Genomic DNA, 15,947 nt, shown 5'->3' with positions numbered 1-15,947 from the left:
GCCGGGGCGGGAGCAGCAGCCGGCGCGGCGGCGGCCGGCGCCGCCGGACCCGCGTCCGCGGTGTCCCCGATGACCGCCAGCTCCGCGCCGACCTCGACCGTCTCGTCCTCGCCGACCTTGATCGACACCAGGAAGCCGGCCGCCGGGGACGGGATCTCGGTGTCGACCTTGTCGGTGGAGACTTCGAGCAGCGGCTCGTCGACCTCGACCCGGTCGCCTTCCTTCTTCAGCCAGCGGGTGATGGTGGCCTCGGTGACCGACTCACCCATCGCGGGCAGAACTACTGAGACCGACATGAGCGCTCTCTATCTCCTTCGCAGAACATTCCGTGCAGAATTCTCAGGGTTTCCGCAGGCTGTGTCCTGCGGTGTCCATACAGCAGGCTTATCAGTCGTGGACGTGGAGCGGCTTGCCGGCCAGGGCCATCATGGCCTCACCCAGCGCCTCGGTCTGCGTCGGGTGCGCGTGCACGAGCTGGGCGACCTCCTGCGGCAGCGCCTCCCAGTTGAAGATCAACTGGGCCTCGCCGACGAGTTCACCCATCCGGTCGCCCACCATGTGGATGCCGAGCACCGGGCCGTCGACCTGCTGGACCACCTTGACCTGGCCCGAGGTCTTCAGGATCTTGCTCTTGCCGTTGCCGGCGAGGTCGTAGTTGAACGTCTTCACGCCGGCGTCGCCGTGCTTGACCTTGGCCTGCGCCTCGGTCAGGCCCATCGAGGCGACCTCGGGGTGGGAGTAGGTGACGCGCGGCACGCCGTCGTAGTCGATCGGGGCCACTGCTCCTGAATACAGCCCAGCCAGGCCCGCGATGTGCTCGGCCACCAGGATGCCCTCGGCGAAGCCGACGTGCGCCAGCTGCAGGGTCGGGATCAGGTCGCCGACGGCGTAGACGCCGGGGACCGAGGTGCGGCAGTACTGGTCGACCTTGACGTAGCCGCGGTCCATCGCCACGCCCGCCTCCTCGTAGCCCAGGCCCGCGGAGACCGGGCCGCGGCCGACGGCCACCAGCATCAGGTCGGCCTCGACGGTCTTGCCGTTGGCGATGGAGGCGCGCACGCCGTTCTCGGTGTACTCGACGCCCGAGAAGAAGTTGCCCAGTTCGTACTTGATGCCGCGGCGGCGGAAAGCGCGCTCCAGCAGCTTGGAGGAGTTCTCGTCCTCCAGCGGGACCAGGTGCGGCAGGCCTTCGATGATGGTCACGTCGGTCCCGAAGGACTTCCAGACCGAGGCGAACTCGCAGCCGATGACGCCGCCGCCGAGGATGATCGCGGAGGCCGGGACGTAGTCGAGCTTGAGCGCGTGGTCGCTGGAGATGACGCGGTTGCCGTCGATCTCCAGGCCGGGCAGCGACTTCGGCACCGAGCCGGTCGCCAGCACCACGTTCGCGCCCGTCACGTTCTGGCCGTTGACCTGGACCGTGTTCGCCGAGACCAGGCGGCCCTCGCCGGCGATGAACTCGATCTTGCGGGCCTTCACAATGCCCTGCAGGCCCTTGTACAGCTGGCCGACGACGCCGTCCTTGTAGGAGTTGACGGCGGCCATGTCGATGCCCTGGAAGGTGGCCGCGACGCCGAACTGCGCGGCCTCGCGGGTGTTGTCCGCGATCTCGCCGGCGTGCAGCAGCGCCTTGGTGGGGATGCAGCCCCGGTGCAGACAGGTCCCGCCGACCTCGGCCTTCTCGATGAGCGCCACGCTCATCCCGAGGTCCGCCGCCCGGAAAGCACAGGCGTAGCCGCCCGAGCCGCCGCCGAGGATGACCAAGTCGAACTGGTTGTCGCCTGCCACGTGCGTTCCTCTTCTCGCTGCCTGCTGTCGCATTCACCGGTCCGGTTCCGCCCCACACTGACACACTGCTGTGGAAGGGTCAGCAAACGGACGGACGCGGAGTCGCGGGTAGCGCATCCGCGACCGGAAAGCCAGTCTAGTCCGCGTGCGGACCCGACTTTCGCCGAGCCCCACGGCCCGGCGCGAGGGAGCAACGATCTTCCGGGAGTGGTTATGCCCCTGTTCCGCCGACGCCGCCCCAGCCTGCCCGCTTCGGCACCCGGACCGGCCGCCCCGGCGCCCAGCAGGAGATCCACTCAGGAACTGGCTGCGGCGGAAGCGCACCTGAGCGAGTTCGCCCGCAGCCGCATCGGCGTCGAGGCGTACATAGAGCCGCGCACCGCTGTGACCGACACCACAGTGGTCTTCATCGCGGCGTCCGGGGAGTGGACGCGGCGGCGGGTCCGCAGCCCGCAACAGGCGCACGCGTTGGCCCGGGCGTTGGGGATTCCCGCCTACGACGCCGACGTGGTCGGCTACCCGCAGCGCATGCGGGACTGGACGCGCAAGCGCGCCGAGGAGGACAAGCGGCGCTTGGACGGGGGCTGAGGCGCGGGACGGCGCGAGACGGCGCTGGCGGCGCCGGGCGGCGCGAGGTAGCGCTATGTGTTGGGATGCCGGGAAAGCGCGGTGGATCGCGGACTGTGCGCGGCGGCGCGATATGGCGCGAGGTCGGGAAGGCGTGGCGGGTCGCCGACTGCGCGAGCCCGTCGCCATCCGCCGGTGCGCCGGTGCTCTGCCCTCAGTCGCTGTCGTCGTCGGCGGCGATCTTGCAGAACCACGCGTCGGCGCCCTTGAGATCGCCCCGCTTCTCGCAGAGCTGGCCCATGGTGGCGATCGCGTCCTGATACCCGCCGAGCGCGGCCCGGTGGACGAGGTCTTCACCGCCCTCGTACTCCCCGCGGTGCCACATCAGGACGCCCAGCTTGTGGACCGCTTCCAGATTCCCGAGGTCGGCGGCCGAGCGCAGCCAGCGCTCTGCTTCGGCGGGGTCGTGATGCCTGGCCGCGTGCGCTAGGTGGAGCATCGCGTCGGAATCGCCGGCCGCCGCCGCCTTCTGCCAGTGCTCTATTCGCTTTCGCTCGTGCAGTTGCCACATAGCCGAACACGCTAATCCACTTTGCCGATCAGCGTCCCGACCAAGTACGTGATCCCCATGGCCAGCGCCCCGCCGACGACGTTCCGCGCGATCGCGCGCCCCGGCGCCGCCCGGCCCAGCCGCGCGCTGAACCAGCCGGTGGCGACCAGCGCGATCAGCACACTGACCACCGTCACCGGCACCCGCCAGTCGTGCGGCGGCAGCACGATCGCCAGCAGCGGCAGCAGCGCCCCGACGCTGAACGCGACGAAGCTGGCGATCGCCGCGCTCCAGGGGTTCGCCAGGTCGTCGGGGTTAATACCGAGTTCGGTCTGCGCGTGTGCGCCGAGCGCGTCGTGCGCGGTCAGCTCCTGCGAGACCCGGCGGGCGGTGGTCTCCGTCAGTCCCTTGTCGCGGTACAGGCCGACCAGCTCCTCGAACTCCGCCTCCGGCGACTCGGCCAGTTCCCTGCGCTCCAGCGCCAGGGCGGCCTTCTCGGTGTCGCGCTGCGTGGACACCGAGACGTACTCGCCGGAGGCCATCGACAGCGAACCGGCCAGCAGCCCGGCGATGCCGGAGGCCAGCAGCGTGGACTGGGTGTCGGTGGCCCCGGCGACGCCGACCACCAGGCCGGCCGTGGAGACGATGCCGTCGTTGGCGCCCAGGACGCCGGCCCGCAGCCAGTTCAGTCGGGCCCCGAGTCCTTCGTGCGGGTCGTGCGCGGGATGCGCGGTGGAATCGCCGGAATCGCCGGAACCACTGGATTCGCTGGAATCGCTGGAATCGGTGCCGTCGTCCGCGCTCATGGCGACACGCCTACCCGCGAACGCCGAAGCGGTCACCTCCCGTCCCGGGAAATGACCGCTTCGGATCAGCGTGGGGCTTTACTTGCCCGAACCCAGGTCCTCGGCCAGCTTCACCAGCGTCCGCACCGCGGCGCCGGTGCCGCCCTTCGGCGTGTCGCCGTACGGGGCCTTCTCGTTGAACGAGGCGCCGGCGATGTCCAGGTGCGCCCATTTGATGCCCTCGCCGACGAACTCGCGCAGGAACAGGCCGGCGACCAGCATGCCGCCCATGCGCTGCCCCATGTTCGAGATGTCGGCGCTCTGGGTGTCGATGGTCTCGCGCAGGTACTCCGGCAGCGGCATCGGCCACATCTCCTCGCCGGCGGCCTTCGCGGTCTCCACGATGCGGGTGCGCAGCTCGTCGTCGTTGCCCATCACCGCGGACAGCCGGTCCAGCGCCAGGACCTGCGCGCCGGTCAGGGTCGCGACGTCCAGGAGCAGGTCCGGGCCGTCCTCGCTGGCCCGGGCCAGGGCGTCGGCCATGACCACGCGGCCCTCGGCGTCGGTGTTCATGATCTCGACGGTCTTGCCGCCGTACATGGTGATGACGTCCGAGACCTTCACCGCGCCGCCGCCGGGCATGTTCTCGGCCAGCGACAGGTACGTGGTGATGTTGACCGGCACCTCCTCGCGGGCCACGGCCAGCGTCGCGGAGAACACCGCGGCCGCGCCGCTCATGTCCGACTTCATGGTGTCCATCGCGTTGGCCGGCTTCAGCGAGATGCCGCCGGTGTCGAAAGTGATGCCCTTGCCGACCAGCGCCAGGTGCTTCTTCGCCTTCGGGTGCCGGTAGGTCACGCGCACCAGGCGCGGCGGCTTGGCCGAGCCCTTGCCGATGCCCATGATGCCGCCGTAGCCGCCCTTGGTCAGCGCCTTCTCGTCCAGCACCTCGATGCTCAGGCCGGCCAGCCCGGCGTCCTTCACCTCGGCCTGCGCGCGCTCGGCGAAGGTCTGCGGGTAAAGGTGCGACGGCGGGGTGTTGATCAGGTCGCGGGCCAGGTTCACGGCGCCGGCGACGGTGGCGGCCCGGTCCACGGCCTTCTTCACCGCGGCCTGCTTGGCCGCCGCGGTGACCAGCGTGACCTCGGCCACCGGGCCCTTCGCGTCCTTGCGCGGGGCCTTGAGGCCCTCCCACGCGTAGGCACCGAGCAGCACGCCCTCGGCCACCGTGCCGGCCTGCTCGGCGTCCTCGGCCGGCAGCGCGAAGACGGCCTTGGCCTTGCCGCTGAGCGAGCGGGCCGCGGCGGCGGCCGACTTGCGCAGGGTGTCGGTGCTCAGGTGCTCGCCCTTGCCGGGCTTCTTGCCCAGGCCCACGGCGACGATCAGCGGCGCCTTGACGTCGCCCTGCGCCGGCACCCTGGTCAGCTCGCCGTCCTTGCCGGCTGCGCCGACCAGGTCCAGCGCCTTGGCCAGGGCGCCGCCGTAGGCCGCGTCCACGGCTTCGGCGCCGGGCGCCAGGGCGACGCCCTTGACCCCCTTGGCGGTCTCGGTGGCGTACACGCCGACTACGACGGCGTCCGCCTTGCCGGTCGCGGTAGCGGACAGGGAGATCGAGGTCATCGTTGATCCAGTTCTCGCTAGGACATCTGCAGATTCTGGCGGGGAAGGGGATCGCCCTTCACATCACACGGTCGAGGCGGCCGTCACCCGGGTCATCGTTACTTTAGGCGACTGTATTCCGTACCGGCATGCCGGGCGAGACGCCGGGATGACCTTGCCCGCTCCGGCCGCGTCCGTGCGCACCGCCTCGGCCGCGGCCCGGCCGGGGCGGCTGCTCGGGTATCGTCTCGCCATGTGACCAGCGATCTCCTGACCTCGCCCCTGCATGCCCGGCACGTCGCCCTGGGCGCGAAGATGTCCGATTTCGGCGGCTGGGACATGCCGATCGAGTACAGGCTGGAGTCTGATTCCGGCGAAGCCGGTGCCGGAGGGGTGCTCAAGGAGCACGCCGCGGTCCGGGAGCAGGTCGGCGTCTTCGACGTCAGCCACCTCGGCAAGGCCTCGGTCACCGGCCCCGGCGCGGCGGCGTTCGTGAACTCCGTGCTGGCCAACGACCTGCAGCGGATCGAGCCCGGGCAGGCCCAGTACACGCTGTGCTGCGACGACGCCACCGGCGGTGTCGTCGACGACCTCATCGCCTACCTCAACGGCCCCGAGGACGTCTTCCTGATCCCCAACGCGGCCAACACCGCCGAGGTCGTCCGCCGCCTGCAGGCCGCCGCGCCCGACGGCGTCACGATCGAGAACCGGCACCGCGACTTCGGCGTGCTGGCGGTTCAGGGCCCGAAGTCGGCCGAGGTGCTGGCCGAGCTCGGCCTGCCCACCGACCACGACTACATGTCCTTCGCCGTCGCCGCCTTCCAGGACGCGCCGCTCACGGTCTGCCGCACCGGCTACACCGGCGAGCACGGCTACGAACTGGTCGCGCCGTGGGACAAGACCGAAGCGCTGTGGGACGCGCTGATCGCGGCCGGCGAGGAGTTCGAGATCCGCGCCTGCGGCCTCGGCGCCCGCGACACCCTGCGCACCGAGATGGGCTACCCGCTGCACGGCCAGGACCTGTCGATGGACATCACGCCGAACATGGCGCGCGCCGGCTGGGCCGTGGGCTGGAAGAAGCCGGCGTTCTGGGGCCGCGAAGTGCTGCTGGCCGAGCGTGAGGCCGGCGCGAAGCGTCTGCTGCGCGGCATCCGCGCCGTGGACCGCGCGATCCCGCGGGCGCACATGGTGGTGAACGACGCCGACGGCAAGCAGATCGGCGAGGTCACCTCTGGAACTTTCTCGCCGTCCCTGCGCGAGGGCATCGGCCTGGCGCTGCTCGACCGCGACCTCACCGAGGGCGACACCGTGTACCTCGACGTGCGTGGAAAGGCGGCGGCGTTCACGGTGGTGAAGCCTCCGTTCGTCGTCGTCCGCACCCGCGGCTGATCCCCGGTCCCGGCGATCCGCCCCCGGCCCGAGCGCCGGGGGCACGCTCGTGGGAGCATGTCGTCATGATCAGCGTCCCCGATGCAAGCGGTGGTGGCGAGCGGCCGACCGGAGAGCAGTACACGATCAAGGCGGGGGAGTACACCGCCGTGGTGACGGAAGTCGGGGCCGCTCTCAGGTCCCTGCGACAGGACAACCGGGAACTGGTCATGGAGTTCCCCGAGGACGGCGCCCCGGTCGGCGGCAGCGGCCAGCTGCTCATCCCCTGGCCGAACCGCATCCGCGACGGCAAGTACAAGTTCCGCGGCGTGGAGCGCGAACTGGAGATCAGCGAGCCGGCCCACCACAACGCGATCCACGGCCTGACCCGCCACGCCTCCTGGCAGGTGGACACCCACACCGACTCCACGCTCCGCCTGACCGTGCGCCTGGAACCTCAGCCCGGCTACCCCTTCCTGCTCGACGTCGCCGCGCAGTACACCCTGGACGCGGACGAGGGCCTGACGATCTCGGTGACCGCGCGCAACGCCGGCGACTGGGACGCGCCCTACGGCCTCGGCTCGCACGCGTACCTGAAGGTCGACGGCGGCCTGGACGGCCCGCAGGGCCTGGCCCGCGTCCCGGCCGGCCGCTGGCTGATGGTCGACGAGCGCATGATCCCGCAGTGCGAGGTGCCGGTCGGCGGCACGCCGTACGACTTCCGCGACCGCCGCCCGCTGCGCGGCGTGACGCTGGACACGGCCTTCACCGACATCGTCCGCGACGCCGACGGCCGCGCCCGCGTGACCCTGGGCCAGGGCACCGAGGGCGTGACGATGTGGTTCGGCGAGGGGCTGGAGTGGGTCCAGCTGTTCTCCGGCGACCCGCTGAACGACCCCTACCGCCGCTCGGCGCTCGCCGTGGAGCCGATGAGCTGCCCGCCGAACGCCTTCGCGAGCGGCAAGGCCGTCATCGACCTGGCCCCCGGCGACTCGGTGACCCACACCTGGGGGATCGTGGTCGGGGCGGCGTAGGGCGGCGTAGGGCGATGGCGAACCCGCTGGACCTCCGCTGGAACCACGGGGTACCCCGCTGGAGCTCGGCGTCGGAGCCCCCGATCCAGGCGCAGGCCTATGACGAGCGCACGGTGATCCTGCGGCAGAGTAAGAGCACGAACTACGAGGCGCCGTTCATCTACCTGCTGTTCGGCGCCGACCGCGCGCTCCTGCTCGACACCGGCGCCACCGCCGACCCCGCGGTCTTCCCACTGCGGGAGACGGTCGATTCCCTTGTCGCCGACTGGCTGCGCCGCCACCCGCGCGACGGGTATGAGCTTGTGGTCGCACACACCCACGGCCACGGCGACCACATCGCGGCGGACGCACAGTTCGCAGGCCGCCCGAACACTGTGGTCGTCGCGAAGGAGCCGGAGGCGGTCCGAGCCTTCTTCGGCTTCGACGACGCACACTGGCCGGACCAGGAAGTCCCGTTCGACCTCGGCGGCGGCCGCGTCCTGCGAGCCATCGGCGCACCGGGCCACCACGCCGCGGGCGTGGTGTTCCACGACTCCGCGACCGGCTTCCTCCTGACCGGCGACATGGTGTACCCGGGCCGCATCTACGTCGCCGACTTCCCCGAACTCGTGGCCACACTGAACCGCCTCGTGGCCTTCTGCGCCGCGCACGAGGTGACCTGGGTGATGGGCTGCCACGTCGAGATGACCGACCGGCCGTACCGCGACTACCCGATCGGCGCGACGTACCAGCCGCACGAGCGGGCACTACCGATGACGGTCGCGCAGCTGACGGCTTTGCGGGACGCGGCGGTGCGGGTAGACGGCCGCCGCGGCGCGCACCGCTTCGAGGACTTCATCGTGGTCAACGCGCCACAATCAGCAACGCGACGGTGAAGCCGACCTCGACGAGCGCACCGAGCACGTCCCCGGTGATGCCTCCGAAGCGGCGGATCGTATGGCGCAGCAACGCCGTTGACGCTCCGATACCCACCACGACCGCGGCCGGCCACAGCAGCCAGCGCGCGCCACCGTGGCTCACGCAGAACCCTGTGACGCCCGCCGCGACCAACGCCCCCGCCGACGCCACACCGACCGCCACGCGCGACACGCTCCCCGCCACCCACGCCCCGAGGCCGTCGGGCCGGGCCGAGGGGACGCCGGGTCGGCAGGCCCAGGTCACCGCGAGGCGTCCGGCGACGCAGGCCACTGCGATCCCGCACGCTCCGTACCACGCGCCGTGCTGGCTCCAAGCGCTCGCGAGCAGCAGCACCTGCCCGAGCAGTGCCAGGACCAGCGTGATGACGCCGAACGGGCCGATGTCCGAGGCCTTCATGATGCGCAGCGCGTCGGCTGCGGGCTTCGCCGAGCCCAAGCCGTCGGCGGTGTCGGCGAGGCCGTCGAGGTGCAGCCCGCGGGTCAGCGCCGCCAGCGTCGCCACCCCGCCGACCGCCGCCACGACGGGACTGGAGGTCCACCACCCGAGCCCCGCGCCGACCGCCCCCGCTGCCGCACCGAGTACGGCGCCGACCGCCGGGGCGCACGCCATCGCCCGCCCCGCCACCGACCGGTCGACGTCGCGGGGCGGGCCGACGGGGAGTGCGGTCAGCGTCGAGAAGGCGAGACGGAGGCCGGAGAGTGCGGTCATGGTGCGGTGGTCGGGTTTCGCGACTGCCCGCCGAGAGCTTTCACGCCGAAAGCCCTCATGCCGAAAGGCGCTGCGCCGTAAGCCCTCGCGCCGGAAGTCTCTGCGTCGAAAGCCCCCGCGCCGAAATCCCTCACACCCGCGACCGCAGCACCGGCTCCGGAATCCCGGCCTCGCCGAACGTCGCCAGCTCCGTGGCCAGCGCGGCGGCGGCCTTCAGCATCGGCAGCGCCAGCAGCCCGAGCGCCCCCTCGGCCTGCCGCACGTCGTAGCCCTCGACCAGCGGCTCCAGCGACAGCCGGTCCAGCGCCGCCTTGTGCGCGGGCTCCGGCGACAGCGCGCCGGCCAGCAGCCACTGCGGCGAGCGGTAGGCGATGCGCTGCACGAGCATCGCGCACGCGGTGGTCGTCACGCCGTCCAGCAGCACCGGCACGCGCCGGATCACGGCCTGCAGCAGGAAGCCGGTCAGCGCGGCGAAGTCGCGTCCGCCGACCTTCGCCAGCAGCTCCAGCTGGTCGCCGAGCACTGGACGGCCGCGGCGCATCGCATCGCGCACGGCCGCACACTTGCGCATCCACGCCGCGTCGTCGACGCCCGAGCCGCGTCCGGTGACCGCCGCCGCGTCCTTGCCGGTCAGGACGCCGGACAGGGCCGAGGCCACCGTGCTGCCGCCCACGCCGACCAGGGCCGGGATCAGCACGTCGGCGCCGGAGTCGGCCTCGGCGTCGGCGATCGCCATGCCGAGCCGGAACGCCTCCTCGGTCTCCTCGCGGGTCGCCGCGTCCTCCTTGTCGATGCGCCCCGACGGCCGGCCGGCCGAGACGTCGACCACGCGCACCGTCGCGCCGTGCAGCCGGGCCAGCACGCCGACCGCGCCGCCGCCGTCCTCGATCTGCTTCACCCGCGCCGCGGTGACGGCGAGCGCCTGCTCCGCCGCCGTGGCCGACACGCCGAGCGAGGCCACCCCGTGGTCGCCGGCGAACACCACGACCCGGGCCCGCTCGATCGGCCGCGCCTGCCCGTCGCCGCGCGCGCCGGCCAGCCAGACCGCCAGCTCCTCCAGCCGCCCGAGCCCGGCGGCGGGGACGGCCAGCTCGGCGAGCCGGGTCCGCAGCACGTCGCGCGCCGCCTCGTCGGGGCGCTCGGCCTGGTCGGCGAGCTTGTCGAGGTTCAGCGGCTCGGGCCCGGCCGGTGCGTCGGCGGATTCGTCTGCCGAATCGCTGGCCTCGATCACGGCCTCGGCCTCGATGACGGTCTCGGTCTCGATCGCTGCCTCGACGACCTCGACGGGCTCGGGCTGCTCGGCCGATTCGGGGGTGGGGTTCTCGGACGCGTTCATGGTGCCGAACAGCCTAGCGGCGGTGCCCCGCGCGCGGGGAAGCCCTACTTCACCCCGACCGCGATCCCCGCCACCATCAGCACCACCGCGTCCGAAGCCGCTGCGATCCGCTGGTTCAGCCGCCCCTGCTCGTCCCGGAACCGCCGCACCGCCGCGCTCTCCGGCACGATCCCGAAGCCCACCTCATTGCTCACCGCCAGCACCGGCACCGCCGCCGCCCGCCAAGCCGCCTCCAGCTCGTCGAACAGCGCCGCCAGCTCCCGCTCCCCGCCGTCCCGCCACGCCTCGTCGTCCCATGCCCCAACCTGGTCCATCATCGCGGTCAGCCACAGCGTCAGGCAGTCCACCAGCACCGGCCGGTTCGCGGCGCGCAGTACCGCCGCGACGTCCGTCGTCTCCACGGTCTCCCACGAGTCCGGCCGCTGCTTCCGGTGCCGCAGCACCCGCTCGGCCCAGTCGGCGTCACCCTCGCGGTGGCCACCGGTCGCGACATACACGGCATCGTCAGCCAGGAGGGTGAGCCGGCGCTCGGCCTCGGCGGACTTCCCCGAACGCGCCCCGCCAAGGATCAACGTGCGCGTTATGTTATTCAGCGACGGCTGGGCGATCGAAGGGGTCAACACTGTGACTTTCATGTGGCGTTATGAGGACACCGCTGGCGGCGAGAAGGATACCGGTGCGAAGCCGGAGGAGTTCTCCACGCAGTCCGACGCCGAAAGCTGGATCGGAGAGAACTGGAAGGACCTGCTGGAGGCCGGCGTCGACCAGGTCACGCTGCTGGAGGACGGCGCCGTCGTCTACGGCCCGATGTCGCTGCACCCGGTGGAGCAATAGCCTCACTCGGCCGGCGACGGCTCGCGGGTATAAGAGGCCACTTTGCTGCGGCCGGCGTAGGTGACGTCCATCACGACGTGCTCGCCGGCCAGCACCGATGGCAGCCACAGGCGTGAGTCGTCCCACATGCGCTCGTACTCCAGATCCGCCTCGGGCAACCACTGCGCGGCGAATTCCACACTCTCCTGCGGTTCCCCCACGTACTTCGTCGCGGTGAAGTAGTGCAGCCGGATGTCATCCCACTCCGGCACGTCCGGGAACCGGAACACCAGCTCGGCGGCCGGATTCAGGTCGCCCACCGCCAGCGTCATGCCGGTCTCCTCCGCGAACTCCCGCACGACCGCCTCCGCCGGCGTCTCCCCGGGTTCGAGCTTGCCGCCCGGGCAGTTGACCAGACCGGCGCCGAAACCGGTCTTCTTCAGCCCCATCAGCACTTCGGGACGTCCATCGGATCCGGTGCGCCGCAGCAGCGCGGAGGTGGCGATCAGCATCCCGCGAGCCTAGCCATCCGCTGGGACGGTCACCTCGCGGCGGTCACACGTCACTCGTTGAGGTGATCAACACATGCGTCCCGCGCGCCGATCGGATATTCAGGGGAACTCTCCTATGTGAGTGGATCGCAGGATCTGGTGAAGCTACCGCGAAACTGGAACCGGCTGGTACGCAAAGTCATGCGGCGCTGTGGCCGGCGCTGCGAATGGAAGCACGCCCACTTCGCCGTCGGCTGCTCCCGCGAGGCCAGCATGGTCGTCCACGCCGGGAAGAAGGACGACCACTCCCTCGACAACCTGCTCGGCCTGTGTACGTGGCACGCCGCGCAGAAGGCGGCACTGGAGTGGGAAGCCGGGCGTTTCGTCGCCATCAAAGTCCGGCCGTCCGACGGCGAGAAGAAAAACAAGAGCTAGACAACCTGTCGAATACTCAAGTCCCTCAAGTCCCTCAAGTCTGCCGTATCTGCCGTATGCCTCAGGCGCCAACGCCTCAGGGCGCGATCCAGAAGCAGGCGAACCCGATCGCCAGCGCGCACAGATGCCCGATCGCGGTGAAGTCCCGCCGGTTCTTGAACCACCCGTACCCGTAGAACACGATCAGCACCACGAGATACGGCACCCGCCACGGCATCGGGATCCGGTACGCCAACACCGCCGCCGCCCCGGCCTGCGCATAGCTGACCCCGTAGTCGGTCGTGGTGCGCTCCGACTGCGGAAGCCGTCCCGCCCGGATCTCCCTCGCGACCCATCCCTCGCTCAGCAGCGTGGCCCCGACGTGCGCCGTCCCCAGGACCGCCAGCCACCGCCAGGTCCCCAGCCAGTGCTCGGTCGGGGCGTGGAGGACGCTGTACGTCACCGCGTAGAACAACCAGCTGGTCCCGACGGTGAAGAACAGACTTGTGACCATCACCTTGATCGGGGCCCGCCGCAGCCGGTCCAGGTTGGTGGAGTTCGCCTCCAGCAGCTTCGCCGCACGGTCCGCGGGCAGCCGCCTGACGTACTGGGACACGCCGACCAGCGCGACCAGCCACAGGTACGTCCCAGGGGCGTCGCGCACGTAGTCCCACACGTCGGCGGGCAGCCGGCTCAGCACACTGTGACGATTGCCACGCCCGCCCCTTGCTAATCCGACACGCCGACCTGGTTCGCTGATCCGACTTACTAATCCGACCAATCGATCGGGCTCGCCAGTCAGGCTCGCCGATCAGGCTCGCAATCCGACTCGCCGACCTGGTTCGCTAATCCGGGTCCCGCACCTGCCGCGGCACCCCCGCCGCCCGATAAGCGTCCGCCTCACCCAGCGACTCGTGCTCCATCAACGCCGCCGCCAGCGCGTCCAGCCGCTCCCGGTTCTCGATCAGCGTCGTCACCGTCTTCTCGTAGCACTCCGCCACGATCCGCCGCACCTCGGAGTCCACCGCGTCCAGCGTCGCCGGCGCCGCCGACAGCCCGTACGCCTGGGCCGCGTCGTCCGGGATCGCCGTCAGCCGCCCGATCCGCTCGCTCATGCCCCAGCGCCCGACCATCCCGCGGGCGATCGCCGTCACCTGCTCCAGGTCGCTTTCCGCGCCGGTGGTCACGTCGCCGTAGACCACCTGCTCGGCCGCGATGCCGCCGAGCGCGCCGCAGATCCGTCCTCGCAGGTAGTCCTCAGTGTGCGAATACCGGTCGTTCTCCGGCGTGGACAGCGTCACGCCGAGCGCCCGGCCGCGCGGCACGATCGTCACCTTGCGTACCGGGTCCGCGCCCGGCTGGAGCATGCCCAGCAGCGCGTGCCCGCTCTCGTGGTACGCCGTGCGCCGCCGGTCCTCCTCCGGGATGAGGACCGGACGCTCTGCGCCGAGCTGGATCTTCTCCAGTGCGTCGGAGAACTCTGACGGCCCGACGTCCTGTCGGTGCCGTGCCACCGCCAGCAGCGCCGCCTCGTTCGCCAGGTTCGCCAGATCCGCGCCGGTCATGCCCGGCGTCATCGCCGCGACCTGCCGCAGGTCCGCGTCGGGAGCGAGCGGGATGCGGCGGGTGTGGATCTTCAGGATGGCCTCGCGTCCGGCCCGGTCCGGCGGCCCGACCTGCACCACCCGGTCGAAGCGGCCCGGCCGGGTCAGCGCCGGGTCCAGGACGTCGGCGCGGTTCGTGGCCGCGACCACCACCACGCCCTCGCTGCCGGTGAAGCCGTCCATCTCGGTGAGGATCTGGTTCAGCGTCTGCTCGCGCTCGTCGTGGCCGCCGATGCCGGAGCCGCGGCCGCGGGCCCGGCCGATGGTGTCGATCTCGTCGATGAACACGATCGAGGGCGCGACCTTGCGGGCCTCGTTGAACAGCTCGCGCACCCGGGAGGCGCCGACGCCGACGATCATCTCGATGAACTCCGAGGCCGACGCCGAGAAGAACGGCACGTTCGCCTCCCCGGCCACGGCCCGCGCCAGCAGCGTCTTGCCGGTCCCGGGCGGCCCGGCCAGCAGCACGCCGCCGGGCATCCGCGCGCCCATCACCTGGAACGGCGCCGGGTTCCTCAGATAGTCGACGACCTCGGCCAGCTGCGCCTCGACCTCGTCGATGCCGGCCACGTCGGCGAACGTCGTCCGCTTGCCCTCCTCCGGCGCCACCGGCTTGGGCGGCCCGCGCCGTCCCAGGCCGCCCATCGCCCCGGCGCTCATCCGCCGCGCGACCAGCAGCCACAGGCCCAGCAGCAGCGCCACCGGGGCGAGCGAGATCAGCAGGTTGAGCAGGATGCTCTGCTGCTGCACCACGGGCTTGGCGGTGATCGTCACCCCGTTGGTCGACAGCTGCTGCCACAGCGGGTCCTCGGCCCAGGACGGCCGCTGCGTGTCGAACTTGACGTAGGTGTCGCCGCCGTCGTCCGGCACCGGCGCCTTCTCCTTCAGGTCGCCCTGGATGGCGTCGCCCTTGGAGTAGAGCTCCTTGACGTTGTTCGCCGCGACCTGCCTGGTGAACTCGGTGTAAGGGACCTTCGTCGAGGAGGCGCCGGAGTTGAACAGCGACAGCAACAGATCCGTGGCCAGGAAGACCAGCAGCATGGTCAGCAGCAGCCGCCACCAACCGCCGGGCACGTTCGGCCCGCGCTGCGGCTTGTTCGGCGGGCCCGGCTTCTCCGGCGGCGTGCCCTCGGCGCGCCAGGGCTGGCCGGGGTCTGTATTCGCCAGTACAGACGTGCGCGGCGGCACCGAGGGATCGCTCACGCGGGAGTGGTCGGTCAGCGGAGGCGGTCCCGAAACGCCGGCAGATCCGTATGGGTTAAACCGCACCCCGGTTTCTGCCGAAGCACAGTGAATGCGGACCATGATGCGGAGCGCGGCGGCCATCGGTGTGGCCACCGCCGCGGCGGTGACGGTCGGGACCATGTCCACCCTCGCCGCCCGGGCAGGCTCCCTGCCCACGCTGCCCACCGACGCCAGCGCCAGCGGCAGCGCCAACGGCGTGCGCGTCGACATCAGCGACGACACCCGTTCGGCCCACTCCGGCGACGTCGTCGACTACACGGTCCGGGTCGACAACGAGTCGCCGACCTCATACCCGGACCTGGAGGTCTACCACCTCGTCCCGGCGGGCTTCCAGCTCGTGGACTCCAGCCCCCAGGCCAAGCAGGAGGACAACACCCTGCGCTGGACCGCGAACATCCCCGCCGGCCGCACCCTGGTGTTCACGGACCAGGTGATGGCCGGCACGGTCGAGGAGTCCGAGCACCTGGCGCCGCGCACCCGCGCCGCCAAGCCCGGCACGGTCACCCACCAGTTCACATCCACGGCCTGCGCCCGCAGCTCCTCGACCGGCCCCGCACTCGCCTGCGGCACAGTCCGCGAGCAGCTGACGGACGGCCCCGACGCCATCGCCGGCGCGGCCGCTCCGGGCGCTGCGAAGCACTGGCAACCGGGGTTGCTGGGCGTCGGGGTGATCGCGGCGCTGTATGCGGGGTTCCGCGGGTGCTGGCGGAAGCGTCGTGGGCGGGGG

The 15,947-nt window shown here is 71.4% G+C and carries 18 protein-coding genes; 7 read left to right on the top strand and 11 right to left on the bottom strand.

Features of this window, described 5'->3' with window-relative positions; genetic code table 11:
* Together GWK61_RS43325 and lpdA are read right to left on the bottom strand one after the other, a co-directional pair.
* A partial coding sequence (locus GWK61_RS43325) for a biotin/lipoyl-containing protein (protein ID WP_323748023.1) occupies nt 1–296 on the bottom strand: 296 nt, incomplete at its 3' end.
* A 91-nt stretch (nt 297–387) separates the two neighbouring features.
* A complete protein-coding gene (lpdA, locus tag GWK61_RS43320) occupies nt 388–1,821 on the bottom strand; it encodes a dihydrolipoyl dehydrogenase (protein WP_194918011.1) in 1,434 nt (477 codons plus the stop codon).
* Nucleotides 1,822–2,001: 180 nt separating this feature from the next.
* On the opposite strand from lpdA, the gene GWK61_RS43315 reads away from it, so the two are divergent.
* Nucleotides 2,002–2,376 (top strand): hypothetical protein, encoded by a 375-nt coding sequence (locus GWK61_RS43315; protein ID WP_194918009.1) that lies wholly within the window; start codon nt 2,002–2,004, stop codon nt 2,374–2,376.
* Between the two features lie 193 nt (nt 2,377–2,569).
* On the opposite strand, the gene GWK61_RS43310 is transcribed toward GWK61_RS43315, so the two are convergent.
* The 3 genes from GWK61_RS43310 to GWK61_RS43300 form a co-directional block, all read right to left on the bottom strand.
* A complete protein-coding gene (locus tag GWK61_RS43310) occupies nt 2,570–2,926 on the bottom strand; it encodes an SEL1-like repeat protein (RefSeq protein ID WP_194918007.1) in 357 nt (118 codons plus the stop codon).
* A gap of 11 nt (nt 2,927–2,937) precedes the next feature.
* Complete coding sequence (locus GWK61_RS43305; RefSeq protein ID WP_228563909.1) at nt 2,938–3,711, bottom strand: VIT1/CCC1 transporter family protein; 774 nt, start codon at nt 3,709–3,711, stop codon at nt 2,938–2,940.
* A 78-nt stretch (nt 3,712–3,789) separates the two neighbouring features.
* On the bottom strand, nt 3,790–5,310 hold the full coding sequence (locus GWK61_RS43300; protein ID WP_194918005.1) for a leucyl aminopeptidase: 1,521 nt from the start codon (nt 5,308–5,310) through the stop codon (nt 3,790–3,792).
* A 234-nt stretch (nt 5,311–5,544) separates the two neighbouring features.
* On the opposite strand from GWK61_RS43300, the gene gcvT reads away from it, so the two are divergent.
* From gcvT to GWK61_RS43285, 3 genes are all read left to right on the top strand, one after another.
* Complete coding sequence (gene gcvT, locus GWK61_RS43295) at nt 5,545–6,678, top strand: glycine cleavage system aminomethyltransferase GcvT (RefSeq protein ID WP_194918003.1); 1,134 nt, start codon at nt 5,545–5,547, stop codon at nt 6,676–6,678.
* 65 nt (nt 6,679–6,743) lie between these two features.
* Nucleotides 6,744–7,691, top strand: a complete 948-nt coding sequence (locus GWK61_RS43290; protein WP_194918001.1) for an aldose 1-epimerase family protein — start codon at nt 6,744–6,746, stop codon at nt 7,689–7,691.
* Nucleotides 7,692–7,705: 14 nt separating this feature from the next.
* A complete protein-coding gene (locus GWK61_RS43285) occupies nt 7,706–8,566 on the top strand; it encodes an MBL fold metallo-hydrolase (protein WP_194918000.1) in 861 nt (286 codons plus the stop codon).
* Here the strand turns inward: GWK61_RS43285 and GWK61_RS43280 are convergent.
* The 3 genes from GWK61_RS43280 to GWK61_RS43270 all read right to left on the bottom strand — a co-directional run bounded on the left by GWK61_RS43280 (nt 8,535) and on the right by GWK61_RS43270 (nt 11,225).
* Complete coding sequence (locus GWK61_RS43280) at nt 8,535–9,317, bottom strand: adenosylcobinamide-GDP ribazoletransferase (RefSeq protein WP_194917998.1); 783 nt, start codon at nt 9,315–9,317, stop codon at nt 8,535–8,537. The genes GWK61_RS43285 and GWK61_RS43280 overlap by 32 nt on opposite strands.
* 130 nt (nt 9,318–9,447) lie before the next feature.
* Nucleotides 9,448–10,653, bottom strand: a complete 1,206-nt coding sequence (locus GWK61_RS43275) for a nicotinate-nucleotide--dimethylbenzimidazole phosphoribosyltransferase (protein ID WP_194917996.1) — start codon at nt 10,651–10,653, stop codon at nt 9,448–9,450.
* Nucleotides 10,654–10,697: 44 nt separating this feature from the next.
* Nucleotides 10,698–11,225 carry a bifunctional adenosylcobinamide kinase/adenosylcobinamide-phosphate guanylyltransferase gene (locus GWK61_RS43270; protein WP_194917994.1) on the bottom strand — a complete coding sequence of 176 codons (528 nt, stop codon included), beginning with the start codon at nt 11,223–11,225 and terminating at the stop codon, nt 10,698–10,700.
* 61 nt (nt 11,226–11,286) lie between these two features.
* On the opposite strand from GWK61_RS43270, the gene GWK61_RS43265 reads away from it, so the two are divergent.
* Nucleotides 11,287–11,487, top strand: coding sequence for a hypothetical protein (locus GWK61_RS43265; RefSeq protein ID WP_194918014.1), 201 nt, complete (start codon nt 11,287–11,289; stop codon nt 11,485–11,487).
* A gap of 2 nt (nt 11,488–11,489) precedes the next feature.
* On the opposite strand, the gene GWK61_RS43260 is transcribed toward GWK61_RS43265, so the two are convergent.
* Complete coding sequence (locus GWK61_RS43260; RefSeq protein ID WP_194917992.1) at nt 11,490–11,978, bottom strand: 8-oxo-dGTP diphosphatase; 489 nt, start codon at nt 11,976–11,978, stop codon at nt 11,490–11,492.
* A 138-nt stretch (nt 11,979–12,116) separates the two neighbouring features.
* Between GWK61_RS43260 and GWK61_RS43255 the strand changes: the two genes are divergently transcribed.
* Nucleotides 12,117–12,392: an HNH endonuclease gene (locus GWK61_RS43255; protein WP_194917991.1), complete on the top strand. Its 276-nt coding sequence runs from the start codon at nt 12,117–12,119 to the stop codon at nt 12,390–12,392.
* Between the two features lie 76 nt (nt 12,393–12,468).
* Here the strand turns inward: GWK61_RS43255 and GWK61_RS43250 are convergent, their stop codons facing one another.
* Nucleotides 12,469–13,071: a rhomboid-like protein gene (locus GWK61_RS43250; protein ID WP_194917988.1), complete on the bottom strand. Its 603-nt coding sequence runs from the start codon at nt 13,069–13,071 to the stop codon at nt 12,469–12,471.
* A 145-nt stretch (nt 13,072–13,216) separates the two neighbouring features.
* Nucleotides 13,217–15,178, bottom strand: coding sequence for an ATP-dependent zinc metalloprotease FtsH (gene ftsH / locus GWK61_RS43245; protein WP_323748021.1), 1,962 nt, complete (start codon nt 15,176–15,178; stop codon nt 13,217–13,219).
* A gap of 91 nt (nt 15,179–15,269) precedes the next feature.
* Here ftsH and GWK61_RS43240 point away from each other — a divergent pair.
* On the top strand, nt 15,270–15,947 hold a 678-nt coding region (locus GWK61_RS43240), incomplete at its 3' end, for a DUF11 domain-containing protein (protein ID WP_228563907.1).

Source organism: Catenulispora rubra (genome assembly GCF_015356825.1).
GTDB classification, from domain to species: Bacteria; Actinomycetota; Actinomycetes; order Streptomycetales; family Catenulisporaceae; genus Catenulispora; species Catenulispora rubra.
Note: the sequence above shows the minus strand (reverse complement) of the source record. Positions and strands in the feature narration are given on the sequence as shown.